16 protein-coding genes and 1 pseudogene are annotated in these 17209 nt (G+C 72.4%); 9 read left to right on the top strand and 8 right to left on the bottom strand.

Going from position 1 to position 17209, the window contains the following annotated elements:
- Window positions 1–3 precede the first annotated feature (3 nt).
- Both serB and DRV96_RS03310 read right to left on the bottom strand, forming a co-directional pair.
- Entirely contained in the window at window positions 4–732 is a 729-nt protein-coding gene (serB, locus tag DRV96_RS03315; RefSeq protein ID WP_119287702.1) for a phosphoserine phosphatase SerB, read from the bottom strand.
- A gap of 58 nt (window positions 733–790) precedes the next feature.
- Window positions 791–1894: a methyl-accepting chemotaxis protein gene (locus DRV96_RS03310; RefSeq protein ID WP_235823261.1), complete on the bottom strand. Its 1104-nt coding sequence runs from the start codon at window positions 1892–1894 to the stop codon at window positions 791–793.
- A 170-nt stretch (window positions 1895–2064) separates the two neighbouring features.
- On the opposite strand from DRV96_RS03310, the gene mtoX reads away from it, so the two are divergent.
- From mtoX to DRV96_RS03295, 3 genes are read left to right on the top strand one after another with little or no spacing between them, the layout of a single operon-like run.
- Window positions 2065–3399 carry a methanethiol oxidase gene (gene mtoX / locus DRV96_RS03305; RefSeq protein ID WP_119287700.1) on the top strand — a complete coding sequence of 445 codons (1335 nt, stop codon included), beginning with the start codon at window positions 2065–2067 and terminating at the stop codon, window positions 3397–3399.
- Window positions 3396–4100: an SCO family protein gene (locus DRV96_RS03300; RefSeq protein ID WP_119287697.1), complete on the top strand. Its 705-nt coding sequence runs from the start codon at window positions 3396–3398 to the stop codon at window positions 4098–4100. The genes mtoX and DRV96_RS03300 overlap by 4 nt, the downstream gene beginning before the upstream one ends.
- Before the next feature lie 6 nt (window positions 4101–4106).
- Entirely contained in the window at window positions 4107–5249 is a 1143-nt protein-coding gene (locus DRV96_RS03295) for a cytochrome-c peroxidase (RefSeq protein WP_119287695.1), read from the top strand.
- Window positions 5250–5294: 45 nt separating this feature from the next.
- Here DRV96_RS03295 and mfd read toward each other — a convergent pair whose 3' ends face one another.
- A complete protein-coding gene (mfd, locus tag DRV96_RS03290) occupies window positions 5295–8756 on the bottom strand; it encodes a transcription-repair coupling factor (protein WP_119287693.1) in 3462 nt (1153 codons plus the stop codon).
- Between the two features lie 77 nt (window positions 8757–8833).
- Here mfd and ispF point away from each other — a divergent pair, with 77 nt between their 5' ends.
- A complete protein-coding gene (gene ispF / locus DRV96_RS03285) occupies window positions 8834–10048 on the top strand; it encodes a 2-C-methyl-D-erythritol 2,4-cyclodiphosphate synthase (protein WP_119287690.1) in 1215 nt (404 codons plus the stop codon).
- 132 nt (window positions 10049–10180) lie between these two features.
- Here ispF and DRV96_RS18520 read toward each other — a convergent pair whose 3' ends face one another.
- From DRV96_RS18520 to DRV96_RS03265, 5 genes and pseudogenes are all read right to left on the bottom strand, one after another.
- Complete coding sequence (locus tag DRV96_RS18520) at window positions 10181–10945, bottom strand: FAD-dependent monooxygenase (RefSeq protein ID WP_235823260.1); 765 nt, start codon at window positions 10943–10945, stop codon at window positions 10181–10183.
- Between the two features lie 379 nt (window positions 10946–11324).
- Window positions 11325–11417, bottom strand: a pseudogene (locus DRV96_RS18790) (hypothetical protein); the annotation flags it as partial.
- Between the two features lie 179 nt (window positions 11418–11596).
- Entirely contained in the window at window positions 11597–12103 is a 507-nt protein-coding gene (locus tag DRV96_RS03275; protein WP_119287688.1) for an Hsp20/alpha crystallin family protein, read from the bottom strand.
- A gap of 69 nt (window positions 12104–12172) precedes the next feature.
- Window positions 12173–12568, bottom strand: coding sequence for an Hsp20/alpha crystallin family protein (locus DRV96_RS03270; RefSeq protein ID WP_119287686.1), 396 nt, complete (start codon window positions 12566–12568; stop codon window positions 12173–12175).
- A gap of 19 nt (window positions 12569–12587) precedes the next feature.
- The gene (locus tag DRV96_RS03265) at window positions 12588–13022 is read right to left on the bottom strand and encodes an Hsp20/alpha crystallin family protein (protein ID WP_119287805.1); all 435 of its coding nucleotides are present in this window, start codon (window positions 13020–13022) and stop codon (window positions 12588–12590) included.
- Between the two features lie 165 nt (window positions 13023–13187).
- On the opposite strand from DRV96_RS03265, the gene DRV96_RS03260 reads away from it, so the two are divergent.
- From DRV96_RS03260 to DRV96_RS03240, 5 genes are all read left to right on the top strand, one after another.
- Window positions 13188–14183 (top strand): DnaJ C-terminal domain-containing protein, encoded by a 996-nt coding sequence (locus DRV96_RS03260; protein WP_119287684.1) that lies wholly within the window; start codon window positions 13188–13190, stop codon window positions 14181–14183.
- A complete protein-coding gene (locus tag DRV96_RS03255) occupies window positions 14180–14491 on the top strand; it encodes a chaperone modulator CbpM (RefSeq protein WP_119287681.1) in 312 nt (103 codons plus the stop codon). The genes DRV96_RS03260 and DRV96_RS03255 overlap by 4 nt, the downstream gene beginning before the upstream one ends.
- Window positions 14488–15567 carry a S1C family serine protease gene (locus tag DRV96_RS03250; protein WP_119287679.1) on the top strand — a complete coding sequence of 360 codons (1080 nt, stop codon included), beginning with the start codon at window positions 14488–14490 and terminating at the stop codon, window positions 15565–15567. The genes DRV96_RS03255 and DRV96_RS03250 overlap by 4 nt, the downstream gene beginning before the upstream one ends.
- Window positions 15568–15662: 95 nt before the next feature.
- Window positions 15663–16091 (top strand): phosphate-starvation-inducible PsiE family protein, encoded by a 429-nt coding sequence (locus tag DRV96_RS03245; RefSeq protein WP_473199542.1) that lies wholly within the window; start codon window positions 15663–15665, stop codon window positions 16089–16091.
- On the top strand, window positions 16088–17206 hold the full coding sequence (locus DRV96_RS03240) for a S1C family serine protease (protein ID WP_119287675.1): 1119 nt from the start codon (window positions 16088–16090) through the stop codon (window positions 17204–17206). Before DRV96_RS03245 ends, DRV96_RS03240 begins: the two co-directional genes overlap by 4 nt.
- The last annotated feature ends 3 nt before the right edge of the window (window positions 17207–17209 follow it).

Raw genomic sequence — 17209 nt, 5'->3', positions numbered from 1 at the left:
CGCTCAGCGCGGCTCGAAGACTTCGAGCAGGCGGTCGAGCCCGCCGATGTCGATCGCGACGTGTGCCTGCGCGCGCACCTTGGGCTTGGCACGGTAGGCCACGCTCAGCCCCACCGCGGCCATCATCTCGAGGTCGTTGGCGCCGTCGCCCACCGCGATCGCCTGCGACGGCTCGCAGCCGATGCGAAAGCACGTCTCGAACACGGTGGCGCGCTTCATCGTGCCGTCGACGATGTCGCCCCACCACTGGTCGACGAGCCGGCCGGTGAGCCTGCCGTTCTCGATCTCGAGCACGTTGCCGCGTGAGGTGTCGATGTTGAGCCGCCGGCGCACGCGGTCGGTGAAGAACGTGAAGCCCCCCGAGACGAGCAGCGTGTGCAGCCCGGCGTCGCGGCACGCGGCGACCAGCTCGTCGGCGCCGGGGTTGAGCTGCAGCCGCTGGCGGTAGACGTGCTCGAGCGCCTCGACCGGCACGCCGGCCAGCAGCGCGACGCGGCGTCGCAGGCTGTCCTTGTAGTCGGCGATCTCGCCGCGCATCGCGGCCTCGGTGATCGCCGCGACCTCGGCCTTGCGGCCGGCGGCGTCGGCGATCTCGTCGACGCACTCGATGTTGATCAGCGTCGAGTCCATGTCGAACGCGATCAGCCGGAAGTCGGCGAGCTTCAGCGGCGGCACGATGCCGCGCACGAACAGGCCGGGGGAGAGTTCACGCTCGTCGCTCACGGCCACCATTGTCGCAGCGCGGCCGGGCGCCGGCCGCGGGTGGCGCGCGCGGGCCGCCGCGCGTCCTTCAGGCGGCGCGGAACACGCCGGTGGCGTGCTTGAGCTGCTCGGCCTGCTGGTGCAGTGCGGCCGCGGTGGCCGCCATCTGCTCGACGAGCGCGGCGTTTTGCTGCGTCGCGCCGTCGATGTGCCCCACCGACTGGTGGACTTCGGCGATGCCGCTGCTCTGTGCGGCGCTGCTGCCGGCCATCTCGGCCACCAGCTGTGCGGCGCGCTGCACGCACTGCGCGAGCTCGTCCATCGTGCGGCCGGCGTCGGCGACGAGGGCGCTGCCGGCTTCGACCTTCTGGCCGGAGTCCTCGATCAGCGTCTTGACTTCGCGCGCCGCGGCCGCGCAGCGCTGCGCGAGGCTGCGCACCTCGCCGGCCACCACCGCGAAGCCGCGGCCCTGTTCACCTGCGCGCGCGGCTTCCACCGCGGCGTTGAGCGCGAGGATGTTGGTCTGGAACGCGATGCCGTCGATGACGCCGATGATGTCGGCGATGCGCCCCGAACTGGCCTGGATGTCGCCGATGCGGCCGACGACGTCGCGCATCAGCGTCGCGCTGCGCGCGGCCACGTCGCGCGCCTGCGCCATCTCGTCGTGCGCCTGGCGGGCCCGCTCGGCGCTGTCGCGCACCGCCTCGGCGAGCTGGTGCATCGAACTCGCGGTGTGCTGCACCGCCGCTGCCTGCTGCTCGGTGCGCGACGACAGGTCCGCGTTGCCCTGCGCGATCTCGCCGGCGGCTGCCGAGACGGCCAGCGCCGACGCGTCGATGCCTTCGAGCATCGTGCGCAGCTGCTTGCGCATGCGGTCGAGCTCGTGGCGCAACCAGCTCAGCTCGTCGCGGCCGGGCGAGTCGATCTTGGTCTGCAGGTCGCCGCGGGCGATGCGCATGACGGCCTGCACCGTGTCTTCCACCGGCAGCTTGATGCTTTGCCGCACGATCCAGCCGGCGGGCAGTCCCAGCGCCGCCACCGGCACGGCGAGCCACGCGAGGTCGGCGGCCACGCCGAAGGCGAGCGTGGTCAGCGACAGCAGCGCGAAGCCCCAGGTCACACGGCTGGCCTGGCTGGTGCGGCGCACGAGGTCGATCATCGGCATCTCCCGGCAGCGGTCGATGCAGGGCATCGTCGCACCGCGGCGGCGCCGGCATCGCGCCGATATGCGACGCCGTTGCCGGTCAATTGCCTGGAGGGCGGCCGCCAGGCCGCCCGTGACGCCACGGGTTAACCCGGATGCCTTGGGACCTGAACGCGGCGCAACGTTGGCACCGCCCCAACCCACGAGAGGAGACGAAGATGAACAAGCCGGGCAAGACGCGCTGGGCGATGCTGGCGCTGGCGGCTGCACTCGCGACGACCGCGGTGCACGCCGACGAGACCTGCAACTCGCCGTACACGAGCAAGCTGATCAAGGGCCAGGAGGAGTACCTGCACGTGTGGACGCTCGGCGTGCAGGGGCTGGGCGACGGCTCCGACAAGCTGGTGACGATCGACGTGCGTCCCGGCAGCAAGACCTACGGGCAGGTCGTGCACACGCTGTCGGTGGGCGGGCGCGGCGAGGCGCACCACATGGGCTTCACAGACGACCGGCGCTACCTGTGGGCCGGGCGCCTGGACGACAACAAGATCTTCGTCTTCGACGTCGGCACCGACCCGGCCAAGCCGAAGCTCGTGCGCACGATCGCCGACTTCGCACAGAAGACCGGCTACGTCGGCCCGCACACGTTCTACGCGCTGCCCGGGCGGATGCTGATCCAGGGCCTGTCGAACACGAAGGACCACGGCGGCGTCACCGGCATGGCGTTGTACAACAACCAGGGCGGCCTGGTCGAGAAGTACGACATGCCGCGCGGGGAGCTCGCGATCGGCAAGGGCGACGGCTACGGCTACGACATCGGCATCAACCCGCAGAAGAACGTGCTGCTGACGTCGAGCTTCACCGGCTGGACCAACTACATGATGGACATGGGCAAGCTGGTGGCCGACGCCGAGGCGATGAAGCGCTTCGGCAACACGATGGTGGTGTGGGACCTGAAGTCGATGAAGCCGCAGAAGGTGCTCGACGTGCCCGGATCGCCGCTGGAGATCCGTTGGTCGCTGAACCCGGGCGACAACTGGGCCGTCACCGCCACCGCGCTGACCTCCAAGCTGTGGCTGATCAAGCAGGACGCGAGCGGCCAGTGGCAGGCCAAGGAGGTCGCGACGATCGGCGACCCGTCCAAGATCCCGCTGCCGGTGGACATCTCGATCACCGCCGACGGCAAGGGGCTGTGGGTCAACACCTTCATGGACGGCAAGACGCGCTACTTCGACCTCAGCAACCCCGAGGCGCCGAAGCAGACGTACGAGAAGGTCACCGGCAAGCAGGTCAACATGGTCTCGCAGAGCTGGGACGGCAAGCGCGTCTACATCACGTCGTCGCTGCTCGCCAACTGGGACAAGAAGGGCGCCGACGACGAGCAGTTCCTGCGCGCCTTCGCGTGGGACGGCAAGGAGCTCAAGCCGCAGTTCGAGGTCGACTTCTACAAGCTCAAGCTCGGCCGCGCGCACCACATGAAGTTCTCGGCCAAGTCGGCGTCGGCCACCGCCGCCGCCGACGCGTCGACGCGGCTGGCCGCAGTGCGCCGATGACGGCGGGTGCTTCAGCGGCGCGCGCTGGCGTGGCGGCGCTGCTGGCGCTGGCCGCCGGCAGCGCGCCGGCGGCACAGTACGAGCCGGGCAAGGGCCTCGTCGCGCGGCCGCAGCAGGACTTCGTCGCTCCCGCGCCGGGCACCTACCGGCTGCCGCCGATCCAGCATGCCGCCGACGGCTGGGTGCTCGACGGCGACTGGCTGCCGCGGCGGCTGTCGCACTACACGCGCGGCGCGCTGACGCTGCTGAGCTTCGTCTACACCTACTGCACCGACCCCATCGGCTGCCCGCTCGCGTTCGAGACCTTCGTCGACCTGCGCGAGCGCGTGCGTGCCGACCCGCTGCTCAAGGGTCGCGTGCGGCTGGTGTCGCTGTCGTTCGACCCGACGCACGACACGCCGGCGCAGATGCAGCTGTACGGTGGCGCGTACGCGCGCGACCGCGACGTGCCGTGGGCGTTCCTGACGACGTACTCGGTGCGCTTCCTCAAACCGATCCTCGACGGCTTCGGGCAGGACGTCGAGGTCGAGCTCGACGCCGACGGGCAACCCACGCGCACGCTGACGCACCTGCTGAAGGTGTTTCTCATCGACGAGCGCGGGCGCGTGCGCGAGATCTACAGCGCCGCGTTCCTGCAGCCCGAGGTGATGCTCAACGACTTGCGCACGCTCGCGCTCGAGAGCGCAGCGCGGCGGCGCTGACGGGCGATGGCGGCACCTGCGGCCACGCGCTTCGGCGTGACGGCGCTCGTGTGCGCGATCGCAGCCCTTGCCGCGTGCGGCGACCGCCACGACGCGCCGCCGCCGCCCGCCGCCGCGCTCGGCCTGCCGCCGCTGCCGGGGGTGCCGCCGTCGGCGGCGCAGGTCGAACTCGGGCGGCAGCTGTTCTTCGACCGGCGGCTGTCGTTCAACGGCACGATGTCGTGCGCGATGTGTCACGTGCCGGAGGAGGGCTTCGCGTCCAACGCGTCGCGGCTCGCGGTCGGCATCGAGGGCCGCAGCCTGCGCCGCAACGCGCCCACCGTGCTCAACGTCGCGTGGGTGCGCGAGCTTTTCCACGACGGGCGTGAGCCGTCGCTCGACGCGCAGGCGTGGTCGCCGCTGCTGCACCCGCACGAGATGGCCAACCCCTCGCCGGGCCACGTGATCGGGCGCATCCGTGCACTGCCCGAGTACGCCGGGCGCTTCGAACGCGCGTTCGACGGGCGGGGGCCATCGATGGACACCGTCGGCGCGGCGCTCGCCGCGTACGAGCGATCGCTCGTCGCGGCCGGCTCGCGCTTCGACCGCTGGCGCTATGGCGGCGACGCGCAGGCGCTGACGCCGCTCGAGCAGCGCGGGTTCGAGCTCTTCACCGGCGCCGCGCGCTGCGCGGCCTGCCACCACGTGGGCGAGCGCGACGCGCCGTTCACCGACCACCGCTACCACGCCACCGGCGTCGGTTTCGTGCCGGGCCCGGCACGGCTCGTCGTGCCGCTCGCCCCCGGGGTGCAGACGGTGCTCGAAGCCGGCGCGCTCACGCCTTTCGCCGACCCGCGCCCGCCCGACCTCGGCCGCTTCGAGGTCACGCTCGACCCGGCGGACCGCCACGCGTTTCGCACGCCGTCGCTGCGCAACGTCGCGCGCACTGCGCCTTACATGCACGACGGGTCGCTCGCGACGCTCGACGACGTCGTCGATTTCTACGACCGCGGCGGCGGCGACCTGGAGGGCAAGAGCCCGCTGCTCGCGCCACTGGGACTCACCGGCGACGACAAGCGCGCGCTGGTCGCGTTCCTGCGCGCGCTCGACAGCGCGGCGCTGCCGGCGCTCGTCGAGGCCGCGCGCCGTCCGCTGGCCGACGGTCGCTGACGGCTGGCGCTGCTCGGCGCGCGGCGTGCCGGTGCCCGCCCGCGCTCAGGCCGCCGCCGCCTCGACGCGTGGCGTGCCCAGCGAGCGCAGCACGTCGCGCACCAGCTGGGCGCGCTCTTTCGGGTCGGCCAGCGGCCGCTCGATGCGCAGCTTGTCGTTGCCGGCGAGCTTGATCGCGCGGTTCTTCTGCACCAGCTCGATGATCTTCAGCGCATCGACCGGCGGGTTCGGGCGGAACATGATCACGATCACCTGCGGCCCGGCGTCGACCTTCGCGACGCCGTAGCTCTTCGCGAGCACGCGCAGGCGGTGCGTGTCGAACAGCGTCTGCCCCTGCGGTGGCAGCTTGCCGAAGCGGTCGGTGATTTCTTCCAGCATCGCGTCGATCGCCTCGGCGCGGTCGGCGGTGGCCAGCCGCTTGTACAGGCTCAGGCGCACGTGCACGTCGCCGCAGTAGCTGTCGGGCAGCAGCGCGGGGGCGTGCAGGTTGATCTCGGTCGAGCCGAACACGCCCGACAGCGGCCCCAGCAGGTCGGGCTCGCGGCCGGCCTTGAGCGCGCGCACGGCCTCGGCGAGCATCTCGTTGAAGAGCTGGAAGCCCACCTCCTGCATGTTGCCGCTCTGGTGTTCGCCGAGCACCTCGCCGGCGCCGCGGATCTCGAGGTCGTGCATCGCGAGGTAGAAGCCGCTGCCGAGCTCCTCCATCTGCTGGATCGCGTCGAGCCGCTGCGCCGCGACCTTCGACAGGCCTTCCAGGTCCGGCACGAGCAGGTACGCGTAGGCCTGGTGGTGGCTGCGGCCCACGCGCCCGCGCAGCTGGTGCAGCTGGGCGAGGCCGAACTTGTCGGCGCGGCTGATCACGATCGTGTTCGCGGTCGGCACGTCGATGCCGGTCTCGATGATCGTCGAGCACAGCAGCACGTTGTGGCGCTGGGCGACGAAGTCGCGCATCACGCGCTCGAGCTCGCGCTCGGGCATCTGGCCGTGGGCGACGCCGATGCGCGCCTCGGGGAGCAATTCCGCCAGCTTGTCGCGGCGGTTGAGGATCGTCTCGACCTCGTTGTGCAGGAAGTACACCTGCCCGCCGCGCTTGAGTTCGCGCAGCACGGCCTCGCGGATCACGCCGTTGTGCTCGTTGCGCACGAAGGTCTTGATCGCCAGGCGCCGCTGCGGCGCGGTGGCGATCACGCTCAGGTCGCGCAGGCCTTCGAGCGCCATGCCCAGCGTGCGCGGGATCGGCGTGGCGGTCAGCGTCAGCACGTCGACCTCGGAGCGGAAGGCCTTGATCGCCTCCTTGTGGCGCACGCCGAAGCGGTGCTCCTCGTCGATGACGAGCAGGCCCAGGCGCGCGAACTTCACGTCGGGGGAGAGCAGCCGGTGCGTGCCGACGACGATGTCGACGCTGCCGTCGGCCAGCCCGTCGAGCGCCGTCTTGACCTCCTTGGCGCTGCGAAAGCGCGACAGCTCGGCGACCTTGACCGGCCACTTGCCGAAGCGGTCGCTGATCGTCTGGAAGTGCTGCTCGGCGAGCAGCGTCGTCGGCGCCAGGATCGCGACCTGCTTGCCGCCCGAGACGGCGATGAAGGCCGCGCGCAGCGCGACCTCGGTCTTGCCGAAGCCGACGTCGCCGCACACCAGGCGGTCCATCGGCTTGTCGCTCGTCATGTCGTGGATCACGGCGTGGATCGCCGCGCGCTGGTCCGGCGTCTCCTCGAAGCCGAAACTCGCGGCGAAGGCCTCGTAGTCGTGCACGTTGAACGGGTGCGCGTGTCCCCGGCGCGCGGCGCGGCGTGCGTACAGGTCGAGCAGCTCGGCGGCGGTGTCGCGCACCTGCTCGGCAGCGCGCCGCTTGGCCTTCTCCCACTGCCCGGAGCCCAGCTTGTGCAGCGGCGCCTCGTCGGCGCTGACGCCGGTGTAGCGGCTGATCAGGTGCAGCTGCGCGACCGGCACGTACAGCGTCGCCTTGTCGGCGTACTCGAGGTGCAGGAACTCGCTGTCGCCGTCGCCAAGGTCGATGTGCACGAGCCCGCGGTAGCGGCCGATGCCGTGGTTCAGGTGCACCACGGGGTCGCCGACGTTGAGCTCCGACAGGTCCTTGATGAGCGCGTCGACGTCGCTGGTGCGCTCCTGCCGGCGGCGCCGGCGCGCCTCGCGCGTGCTGGCGAACAGCTCCGTCTCGGTGATGAACTGGATCACGTGCCCTTCGGCGGGCTCGTGCCAGAAGAAGCCCTCGGCGAGCGGCGCGGCGGCGATCGCGATGCGCGCGTCGCCCTCCTCGAAGGCCTGCAGGCTGTCCACCGCGGGCACGCGGATGCCGTGGTCGCGCAGCAGGTCGAGGATCGTCTCGCGCCGGCCCTCGCTCTCGGCGATCAGCAGCACGCGGTGCAGCGTCGCGTGCAGATGCATCTCGAGCGCCTTCAGCGGTTCGGGCGTGCCGCGCTCGATCGCGACGTTGGGCAGCGGCCGCGCCCAGTCGACCTCGCCTTCGCCGCGCACGACGAGCGTCGCGTGCGGCTGCGTGCGCGCGAAGAACTCGTCGGGGCGCAGGAAGAGGTCCTCCGGCGGCAGGATCGGCCGCTCGGGGTCGTGCTGCAGGAAGCGGTGGCGCTCGCGCGTGTCGTGCCAGAAGCGGTCGAGCGCACGGTCCACTTCGCCGTGCAGCACGAGTGCAGCACTCTCACCCAAATGGTCGAAGATCGTCGCCGTCTGGTCGAAGAACAGCGGCAGGTAGTACTCGATGCCGCCGCTGGCGATGCCCTGCGCGATGTCCTTGTAGATGCGCGACTTCGTCGGGTCGCCTTCCATCTTCTCGCGCCAGCGCGCGCGGAACGCGGTGCGCGCCGCCTCGTCGAGCGGGAACTCGCGCCCGGGCAGCAGGCGCACCTCGGGCACCGGGTAGAGGCTCCTCTGCGTGTCGGGGTCGAAGGTGCGGATCGAGTCGACCTCGTCGTCGAACAGGTCGACGCGGTACGGCACCGGCGAGCCCATCGGGAACAGGTCGATCAGCCCGCCGCGCACCGCGTACTCGCCCGGCGCGACGACCTGGCTGACGTGGTGGTAGCCGGCGAGCGTCAGCTGCGCCTTCAGCGCCGCCTCGTCGAGCTTCTGCTTCTGCTTGAACTCGAAGGTGTAGGCGGCGAGGAACGACGGCGGCGCGAGGCGCTGCAGCGCGGTCGTGGCCGGCAGCAGCAGCACGTCGACGTCGTGCTGCTTGTAGACGCGCCACAGCGTCGCGAGCCGCTCCGACACCAGGTCCTGGTGCGGGCTGAACGTGTCGTACGGCAGCGTCTCCCAGTCGGGGAACACGGCCACGCGCAGCTCGGGCGCGAAGAAGCGCATCTCGTCCTCGAGCCGGTGCACGTCGGCCGGCTCGGCGGTGACGATGGCCAGCAGCCGCCCGGCCGCGGCTTGCGCCTGCGCGTGGCGCGCGAGCAGCAGCGCGTCGGCCGAGCCGAGCGGACGCGGCACGGTGAAGCGCTTGCCGGGGGCGATGGAAGGCAACTGCATCGGCGAAGAAACGACGAAAGCCCCGCAACGGGGCCGCGCGGGATTCTAGGCGGCGCTCGCGTACAGTCGCCGCCATCGTGACGACGCCCCATCCTCCCGCCCCGCGCCTGTTCGCCCTCGTGCCGTGCGCCGGCAGCGGCAGCCGTGCCGGCACCGAGGGGCCGAAGCAGTACCGGCCCATCGCTGGCCGCGCGATGGTCGCGCACACGCTGGCGGCGCTCGCCGCGGTGCCGCGGCTGGCGGCCACGCTCGTCGTGCTGGCCCCCGACGACGCGCAGTTCGAGGCGGCCGTGCCCGGCTTCGCCGGCGACCGCGGCTGGGTGGCGCGAGTGGGCGGCGCGACGCGCGCGGCCAGCGTCGCCGCAGGGCTCGTCGAGCTCGCGCGCCGCGGCGCGGCCGACGACGACTGGGTGCTGGTGCACGACGCGGCGCGCTGCCTGCTGCGCCCCGAATGGGTCGACGCGCTGATCGACGCGTGCCTCGGGCACGACGTCGGCGGTCTGCTCGCGCAGCCGGTGTCCGACACGCTGAAGCAGGCCGACGACACGAGGCACGTGGCTGCCACGGTGGACCGCGCCGGCAAGTGGGCCGCGCAGACGCCGCAGATGTTCCGCCTCGGGCTGCTGCGGCGCGCGCTGGCCGCCGCCGGCGGCGCCGTCACCGACGAGGCGAGCGCCGTCGAGGCGCTGGGCCTGGCGCCGCGGCTGGTCGCCGCGCCGCTGGAGAACTTCAAGGTCACGTGGCCGGCCGACTTCGCGCTCGCCGAGCGGCTGCTCGCGTCGCGCGGCTCCACGACGGGAACCCACACGATGATGACGATGCGCATCGGCGAGGGCTGGGACACGCACGCCCTCGTCACCGGGCGGCCGCTGATCCTCGGCGGCGTGACGATCCCGCACACGCACGGGCTGGCGGGCCATTCGGATGCCGACGCGCTCGCCCACGCGATCACCGACGCGCTGCTGGGTGCCGCCGCGCTCGGCGACATCGGGCGCCACTTCCCCGACACCGACCCGCAGTTCCAGGGCGCCGACTCGCTCGTGCTGCTGGCCGAAGCCGCGCGCCGCGTGCGCGCGGCCGGCTGGACGATCGGCAACGTCGACGCGACGATCGTCGCGCAGGCGCCGAAGATGGCGCCGCACATCCCGGCGATGCGCGAGCGGCTCGCCGCGGCGATGGGTGTCGCCGCCGATCAGGTCAACGTCAAGGCCAAGACGGCCGAGAAGATGGGGCCGGTGGGCGAGGGGCGGGCGATCGAGGCGCGGGCGGTGAGCCTGCTGCTGCGCACGTGAGCGGCGCACGTGAGCGCCGTTCCGCGTCGGCGCGGGTGACACGACGGCCGCTGCGGCTCTGACGGCCCCTGCACCCTCGGGGCCTCGGGCGCGCCGCACACCGCTTGCCGCGACGCGCGCGGCAGCCAGCGCTCAGCCACGCACGCGCGCGCCGGGCGGGATCGTCGGCGGGGCCGCGTTCAGCGTCTCGATGATCAGCCCGGCCGCCGCCTTGTAGCGCGCCATGAAGGCCTCGCGTTCGGCCGCCGGGATCACCTGCTCGATGTCGTCGAACACGCCGCCGCAGCGCTCGTCGACCAGGTTCAGCAGGCCGAAGGGCCCCGCGCCGCGGTTGCGCAGCACGAGCGCCGACACGTCGGCGCACAGCTTGTCGTCGTAGGCTTTCAGCGCCTGGGCGGTCACGCCGTGCGCGAGGATCGACGCGCCGAGCACGCGGGAGTCGACGATCGCCTGGCTCGCGCCGTTGGAGCCGGTCGGGTACATCACGTGGGCAGCATCACCGAGCAGCGCGACTCGCCCGTCGACCCAGGTGGGCACCGGGTCGCGGTCGATCATCGGGTACTCGAAGATTTCGCGGGCACCGCGCAGCATCGCCGGCACGTCGAGCCAGCCGTAGTTCCACCCGTCGAAGTGGTGGGCGAACTCCTCCACCGTCACGCGGCGGTTCCAGTCGCCCTGCGTCCAGCCGCCGCTGTTGTCCACCGTGATCTCGGCGATCCAGTTGATCGTGGCCAGCCCGGTGACACGGTCGGGCTGCGAGATCGGGTACAGCACCACGCGGTGCCGCGCCGAGCCCAGACCGACGAACGACGAGCCGGTGCGGATCGGCACACCCGGCGTCGTGCCGCGCCACATGATGGCGCCGCCCCAGTGGATCGGCGGCTGCTGCGGATGCATCTGCGCGCGCACCGCCGAGTGCAGGCCGTCGGCCGCCGCCAGCAGCGCGCCGCGCTCCTCGAGGTGCGCCCGTCGCGGGTCTGCACGAGGGCGACGACGCCATCGTGATCTTGCCGGTAGCCGGTGACGCGGTGACCGAGGCGCACTGCCGACGCGCCCAGCCGCGCGAGCACCGTGCGGTACAGCAGCTCTGCAGCTGCCCGCGGTGCACCGCGTACTGCGGCCAGCGGTAGCCGGCCCGCAGGCCCCGCGGCTCGGCGTAGACGTCGTTGCCGTTGCGGTCCACCAGCGCCCACTCACGGACCTGGATGCCGATGGTGTCGAGCACGTCGGCGTCCAGGCGCAGGTCGTAGAGCTCGCGCACCGCGTTGGGCTGCAGGTTGATGCCCACGCCCAGCGGCTTGAGCTCGGTGACGGCTTCGAAGACGGTGCAGGGCACGCCGATCTGGTGCAGCGTCAGCGCCAGCGCCATGCCGCCGATGCCGCCACCGGCAATGAGCACCGGCGTCTCGAGGGAGGGGTTTGCCATGCCGGCGATAGTCCCCGACGCGCTGCGGTCCCGGCCGAGCGCCTTGCGGCCGACGCGCGGGCGGCGGCCCTGCGGGTGCCGCCGCCTGCGCCCCGGGGGGAACCGAGGGCAGCGCCGGCGCGTCAGCCCACGCGGATCTGCACGACGCGCGGCTTCGACGGCTGCCGCTTCGGCAGCTCGATGCGCAGCACGCCGTTGCGGTAGGTGGCGCGCGCCTCGTCGCCCTTGACCGGCACCGGCAGCGGCACCTGGCGCTGGAAGGCGCCGTAGGCGCACTGCAGCACGCGCCAGCGGCCTTCGGTGTCCTCGCGCTCGAAGCGCTTCTCGCCGCGCACGACGAGCGTGTCGCCGAACACCTCGATGTCGAAGTCGCGCTTGTCCATGCCCGGCACCTCGAGCCGCACGACGACGCGCCGCTCGTCCTCGAACACGTCGCCGCCGAGCATCGCCCAGCCGGCGGTGGGGACGTAGCTCGCGTCGTCGATCTCGTCGCGCGCCGGCAGGTTCGACTTGGCGCCCGGCCGGTAGCGCGTCAGTGCGCCGGCCGCGCGCTCGCGCAGCCGGTCCCAGCCTTCGGCCACCGTGTCCCACAGCGAACCGAAGCTCTGGCGGATGTCACTCATCTTCATCCGGAACCTCCATTCGTCATGAGTCGGCACAAGCGGCGCGGGATGCGCCCGCGCCGCGGGCGGGCAGCGTCAGCCGACCTGGATCTCGATGCGCCGCGGCTGCGCGTGCTCGGCCTTCGGGATGCGCACGCGCAGCACACCGTGCGTGAGCTCGGCGCTGACCTTGGCCGCATCGAGCTCCTTGCTCAGCGTGAACGCGCGGCGGTAGCGCGCGAGCTGCACCTCGGCGTGGCTGGCCTCCATGCCCTGCGGCAGCGGCAGCACGAGGTCGGCGTCGATCGACAGCGTGTCGCCCTCGACGCGCAGGTTCAGCTTGTCCTTCGGCACGCCCGGCAGGTCGGCGTACAGCGTGATGCCGGTGGCGTCCTCGATCACGTCGACCGGCGGCAGCAGTGCCGGCTCGTCGCGGCGGGGGGTGGTCGGCGTGGCCGACGCGGTCGTGGTGGCAACGGCTTGTTCGTTCATCGTGCGGTCCTCCTGCAGCTCACTGCACCTCGATGCGGCGCGGTTGGGCCGACGCGCGGCGCTTGATGCTGACGTGCAGCACACCGTCGCGGTAGTCGGCGCTGACGGCGTTCGGGTCGATGTCGTCGGGCAGGCTGATCACGCGGCGGAAGCGGCCGGCGAAACGCTCGTTGACGTGCAGCGTCGTCTTCGCGTCGCCTTCGGGCAGGCCGGCGCGCTCGCCGCTGATCGTCAGCACACCGCGGTCGAGCTGCACCTCGACCTTGGCCGGGTCGATGCCGGGCGCGAAGGCGTAAACCTCGATCGCCTCGGCGGTGCTGCCGATGTTCAGTGCCGGGAAGCCGCCACGGCCGATGCCGCGGATGCTCGGCGAGACCTCGAACGCCTGCTGCATCTCGCGCGTCAGGCGGTCCATTTCCGCGAACAGGTCGCGGGGAAACAGGCTTCGATACAACATGGTCGTTGCTCCTTGATGAATCGGGTGCGCGCGGCCGGTGCTGGCCGCGTCGCTGCCGATGATGTAGGGTTGGCAGGCGCCGGCTTCAAGAGGGGTCGCGGGCGGACGGGGGTTGAATCGGCCCGACGCGCTCGCAGATAGCCGCCGCAGGAGCCAATCACCGTGGAGTTCAAGGACTACTACGCCGTTCTGGGCGTCGCGCGTGACGCGAGCGCCGACGAGATCAAGAAGGCCTACCGCAAGCTGGCGCGCAAGTACCACCCCGACGTCAGCAAGGAGCCCGACGCCGCGGCGCGCATGAGCGAGGTCAACGAGGCCTACGCGGTGCTGTCCGACGCCGAGAAGCGCGCCGCCTACGACGCGGTCGGCCAGGGCCGCCGCGCCGGCGAGCCGTTCACGCCGCCGCCGGACTGGGACGCCGGGTTCGAGTTCAGCGGCCGCGGCTTCGAGGGCATGGACGCCGGCGAGTTCAGCGATTTCTTCGCCGAGCTGTTCGGCCGCATGGGCACCGGGCGGCGCCGCGGCGCGGCCGGCGCGCACGCGGCGCACGAGGGCTTCGCCGCGCGCGGCGAGGACCACCACGCGAAGATCGTGCTCGACCTCGAGGACGCGTGGCGCGGCGCGACGCGCCAGGTCACGCTGCGCAGTCCGCAGCTCGACGCGCACGGGCGCGTCGTGCTCGTCGAGCGCACGCTCGACGTGAAGATCCCGCCCGGCGTCAAGCCGGGGCAGATGATCCGGCTGGCGGGGCAGGGCGGCGCCGGCCACGGCGGCGCACCGGCCGGCGACCTGTTCCTCGAAGTCGCGATCCGTCCGCATCCGCGCTTCCGGCTCGACGGCACGACGCTGATCGCCGACCTGCCGGTGGCGCCCTGGGAAGCTGCGCTCGGCGCCGTCGTGCCGGTCGCGCTGCCCGACGGCTCGACGCTGCGCGTGCGCGTGCCCGCCGGCGCGCAGTCGGGGCAGACGCTGACGGTGCGCGGCAAAGGCCTGCCCGCGCGCACGCCGGGCGACCTCGAGCTGCAGCTGCGCGTCGTGCTGCCCAGCGCCTACGACCCGCGCGCGAAGGCGCTGTACGAGCGCATGGCCGCCGAGCTGACCGACTTCGATGCGCGCAAGGTGGCCGCCGCCGAGGCCGAACGCAGGAGCACGTCATGATCCGTCCGATCGTTCCCGTCGAAGCGCTGCTCGACGAGCTGTGGCTCGACCTCGACGAGCTGTGCCGCGTCGGCGGCGTCGACGCCGCGTGGGTGCACGAGCGCGTGGCCGCGGGACTGATCGCGGCGCAGCCGCTCGGCCCCGGCGACGCGTGGCGCTTCGACGCCGCGGCACTGCGGCGCGTGCGCTGCATGGCGCAGGTCGAGCGCGACTTCGACGCGGTGCCCGAGCTCGCGGCGCTGGTGGCCGACCTGCAGGACGAACTCGCCCGCCTGCGCGCGCGGCTGCGCGCGCTGGGGCTCGAATGAGCCTGGACCGCCGCGCGGCGGTGGCCGCGATCGGCTTCGGCGTGCTGGCACCGCGCGCCTTCGCGCATCAGCCGCGCACCGTCGCGCCGCGCGGGCCGCTGGGCGCCGACGAGCGCGCGACGATCGAGCTGTTCGAGCGCGCGCGCGAGTCGGTCGTCTACATCGCGACGCGCCAGCAGGTGCGCGACCTGTTCACGCGCAACGTGTTCTCGGTGCCGCGCGGCACCGGCAGCGGCTTCATCTGGGACGACGCCGGCCACGTCGTGACGAACGCGCACGTGATCGAGGGCGCGAGCGAGGCCGTCGTGCGGCTCGCCGACGGTCGTGAGGTGCAGGCCGCGCTGGTCGGCGTGAGTCCGTCGCACGACCTCGCGGTGCTGAAGATCGGCGTGCCGTTCGACCGCCCGCCGGCGGTGCCGCTGGGCACCAGCCACGACCTGCGCGTGGGCCAGCGCGTCTACGCGATCGGCAACCCGTTCGGCCTCGACTGGACGCTGACCACCGGCATCGTCTCGGCGCTCGACCGCTCGCTGCCGAGCGATTCGGGCGCGACGATCGAGCACCTGATCCAGACCGACGCCGCGATCAACCCGGGCAACTCGGGCGGTCCGCTGCTCGATTCGGCCGGACGGCTGATCGGCGTCAACACGGCGATCTACAGCCCGTCGGGGGCGAGCGCGGGCATCGGCTTCGCGGTGCCGGTGGACACCGTCAACCGCGTCGTGCCGCAGCTGATCCGCCACGGGCGCTACATCCGGCCGTCGCTGGGCATCGAGCTCGACGACGCGCTGAACCAGCGCCTGTCGCGTGCGCTCGGTGTCGAGGGCGTGTTCGTGTTGCGCGTGCTGCCCGGCTCGGGCGCCGAGCGCGCGGGGCTGCGCGGCATCCGCCGCGGCGCCGACGGGCGCTGGCAGCCGGGCGACGTGATCGTCGGCATCGACGGGCGGCCGGTGGCCAGCGTTGGCCAGCTGCTGGGCCGCCTCGACGACTTCCGCGTCGGCGAGCGCGTGCGGCTGCAGCTGCGGCGCGATGGGCGCAGCGTCGAGGTCGACGTCGTGCTCGACGCCGGCGCCTGAGCCGCCCGCGAGGTTGTGATTGAATGCCGGCGATGAACGAACCGACCCGACCGCGCAAGAGCGCATGGCGCGAGCTGGCCGACGAGCTCGCGGTGATGAGCTTCTACGAGCGCTTCGAGCAGATCATCGCGCTCGTGCTCAGCGCCGTGATCGCCGTCATCGTCGTCGTCTCGATGATGCAGCTGATCGGCACGGTGTTTCGCCTGCTGCTGCTCGATGCGTTCAACCCGCTCGACCATGCGACCTTCCAGACCGTGTTCGGGATGATCATGACGCTGCTGATCGCGATGGAGTTCAAGCATTCCATCGTCAAGGTGGCGCTGCGCCGCGAGAGCATCATCCAGGTGCGCACCGTGGTGCTGATCGCGCTGATCGCGCTGGCGCGCAAGTTCGTGATCCTCGACCCCGACACCAGCCCGGCCAAGATCGCCGCGCTGTCGGGGGCGGCGCTGGCGCTGGGCTGCGTCTACTGGCTGATGCGCGACCGCGACGACCGCGCGGCGCGTGCGCAGGGGGTGAAATGACCGACCGTTTCGTGTCGCGCCTGCTGTGGCTGACGCTGGCCGCGGCGGCGCTGATCGCGCTGTGGCGCTGGCTGCCCGGCCCGGCGCCCGATGCGGCGCGTCTCGATGCCGCGCCGCGACCGATCGCCGCCGCCGGCGACCTCGCGGCCGACGAGCGCGCGACGATCGAGCTGTTCGAGCGCTCGCGCGATTCGGTCGTGTTCATCACGACGCGCGCGCAGGTGCGCGACTTCTGGACGCGCAACGTGTTCTCGGTGCCGCGCGGCACCGGCAGCGGCTTCATCTGGGACGAGCACGGCCACGTCGTGACCAACTTCCACGTCGTCGAGGGCGCCAGCGAGGCGTTCGTGCGGCTGGCCGACGGGCGCGAGGTGCGCGCGGCGCTGGTCGGCGCGAGCCCGTCGCACGACATCGCGGTGCTGAAGATCGGCGTGGGCTTCAACCGTCCGCCGCCGGTGCCGGTGGGACAGAGCGCGACGCTGAAAGTCGGCCAGAAGGTGTTCGCGATCGGCAACCCGTTCGGCCTGGACTGGACGCTGACCACCGGCATCGTCTCGGCGCTCGACCGCTCGCTGCCGACCGAGCGCGGCGCGACGATCGAGCACCTGATCCAGACCGACGCGGCGATCAACCCCGGCAACTCGGGTGGGCCGCTGCTCGACTCGAGCGGGCGGCTGATCGGCATCAACACGGCGATCTACAGCCCCTCGGGGGCGAGCGCCGGCATCGGCTTCGCGGTGCCGGTGGACACCGTCAACCGCGTCGTGCCGCAGCTGATCAAGCACGGGCGCTACGTGCGCCCGGCGCTGGGCATCGAGGTCGACGAGTCGCTCAACGCGCGCCTGACGCAGGCGCTGGGCGTCGAGGGCGTCGTGATCCTGCGCGTGGCGCCCGGCTCAGCGGCGGCGGCCGCGGGGCTGCGGGGCGCGACGGTGACCGGCGAGGGTGTCGCGGCCGGCGACGTCATCGTCGCCGTCGAAGGCAAGCCGGTGAACGGTGTGGGCCAGCTGCTCGCGCGGCTCGACGACTTTCGCGTCGGCGATGTCGTGCAGCTGGAGGTGCTGCGCGGCGGCGAGCGGCGCACGGTCGAAGTGACGCTGCAGGCAGGAGCGTGACGC

This window comes from Azohydromonas sediminis (assembly GCF_003574675.1).
In the GTDB taxonomy this organism is placed as follows: Bacteria; Pseudomonadota; Gammaproteobacteria; order Burkholderiales; family Burkholderiaceae_C; genus Calidifontimicrobium; species Calidifontimicrobium sediminis.
This window is presented reverse-complemented; position numbering and strand designations above follow the sequence as displayed.

Excerpts from the sequence above, each read along its gene's own strand:
- serB (WP_119287702.1), bottom strand. The coding sequence starts at position 732 with ATGGTGGCCGTGAGCGACGAGCGTGAACTCTCCCCCGGCCTGTTCGTG.
- DRV96_RS03310 (WP_235823261.1), bottom strand. The coding sequence starts at position 1,894 with ATGCCCTGCATCGACCGCTGCCGGGAGATGCCGATGATCGACCTCGTG.
- mtoX (WP_119287700.1), top strand. The coding sequence starts at position 2,065 with ATGAACAAGCCGGGCAAGACGCGCTGGGCGATGCTGGCGCTGGCGGCT.
- DRV96_RS03300 (WP_119287697.1), top strand. The coding sequence starts at position 3,396 with ATGACGGCGGGTGCTTCAGCGGCGCGCGCTGGCGTGGCGGCGCTGCTG.
- DRV96_RS03295 (WP_119287695.1), top strand. The coding sequence starts at position 4,107 with ATGGCGGCACCTGCGGCCACGCGCTTCGGCGTGACGGCGCTCGTGTGC.
- mfd (WP_119287693.1), bottom strand. The coding sequence starts at position 8,756 with ATGCAGTTGCCTTCCATCGCCCCCGGCAAGCGCTTCACCGTGCCGCGT.
- DRV96_RS18520 (WP_235823260.1), bottom strand. The coding sequence starts at position 10,945 with ATGCATCCGCAGCAGCCGCCGATCCACTGGGGCGGCGCCATCATGTGG.
- DRV96_RS03275 (WP_119287688.1), bottom strand. The coding sequence starts at position 12,103 with ATGAAGATGAGTGACATCCGCCAGAGCTTCGGTTCGCTGTGGGACACG.
- DRV96_RS03270 (WP_119287686.1), bottom strand. The coding sequence starts at position 12,568 with ATGAACGAACAAGCCGTTGCCACCACGACCGCGTCGGCCACGCCGACC.
- DRV96_RS03255 (WP_119287681.1), top strand. The coding sequence starts at position 14,180 with ATGATCCGTCCGATCGTTCCCGTCGAAGCGCTGCTCGACGAGCTGTGG.
- DRV96_RS03250 (WP_119287679.1), top strand. The coding sequence starts at position 14,488 with ATGAGCCTGGACCGCCGCGCGGCGGTGGCCGCGATCGGCTTCGGCGTG.
- DRV96_RS03245 (WP_473199542.1), top strand. The coding sequence starts at position 15,663 with ATGAGCTTCTACGAGCGCTTCGAGCAGATCATCGCGCTCGTGCTCAGC.
- DRV96_RS03240 (WP_119287675.1), top strand. The coding sequence starts at position 16,088 with ATGACCGACCGTTTCGTGTCGCGCCTGCTGTGGCTGACGCTGGCCGCG.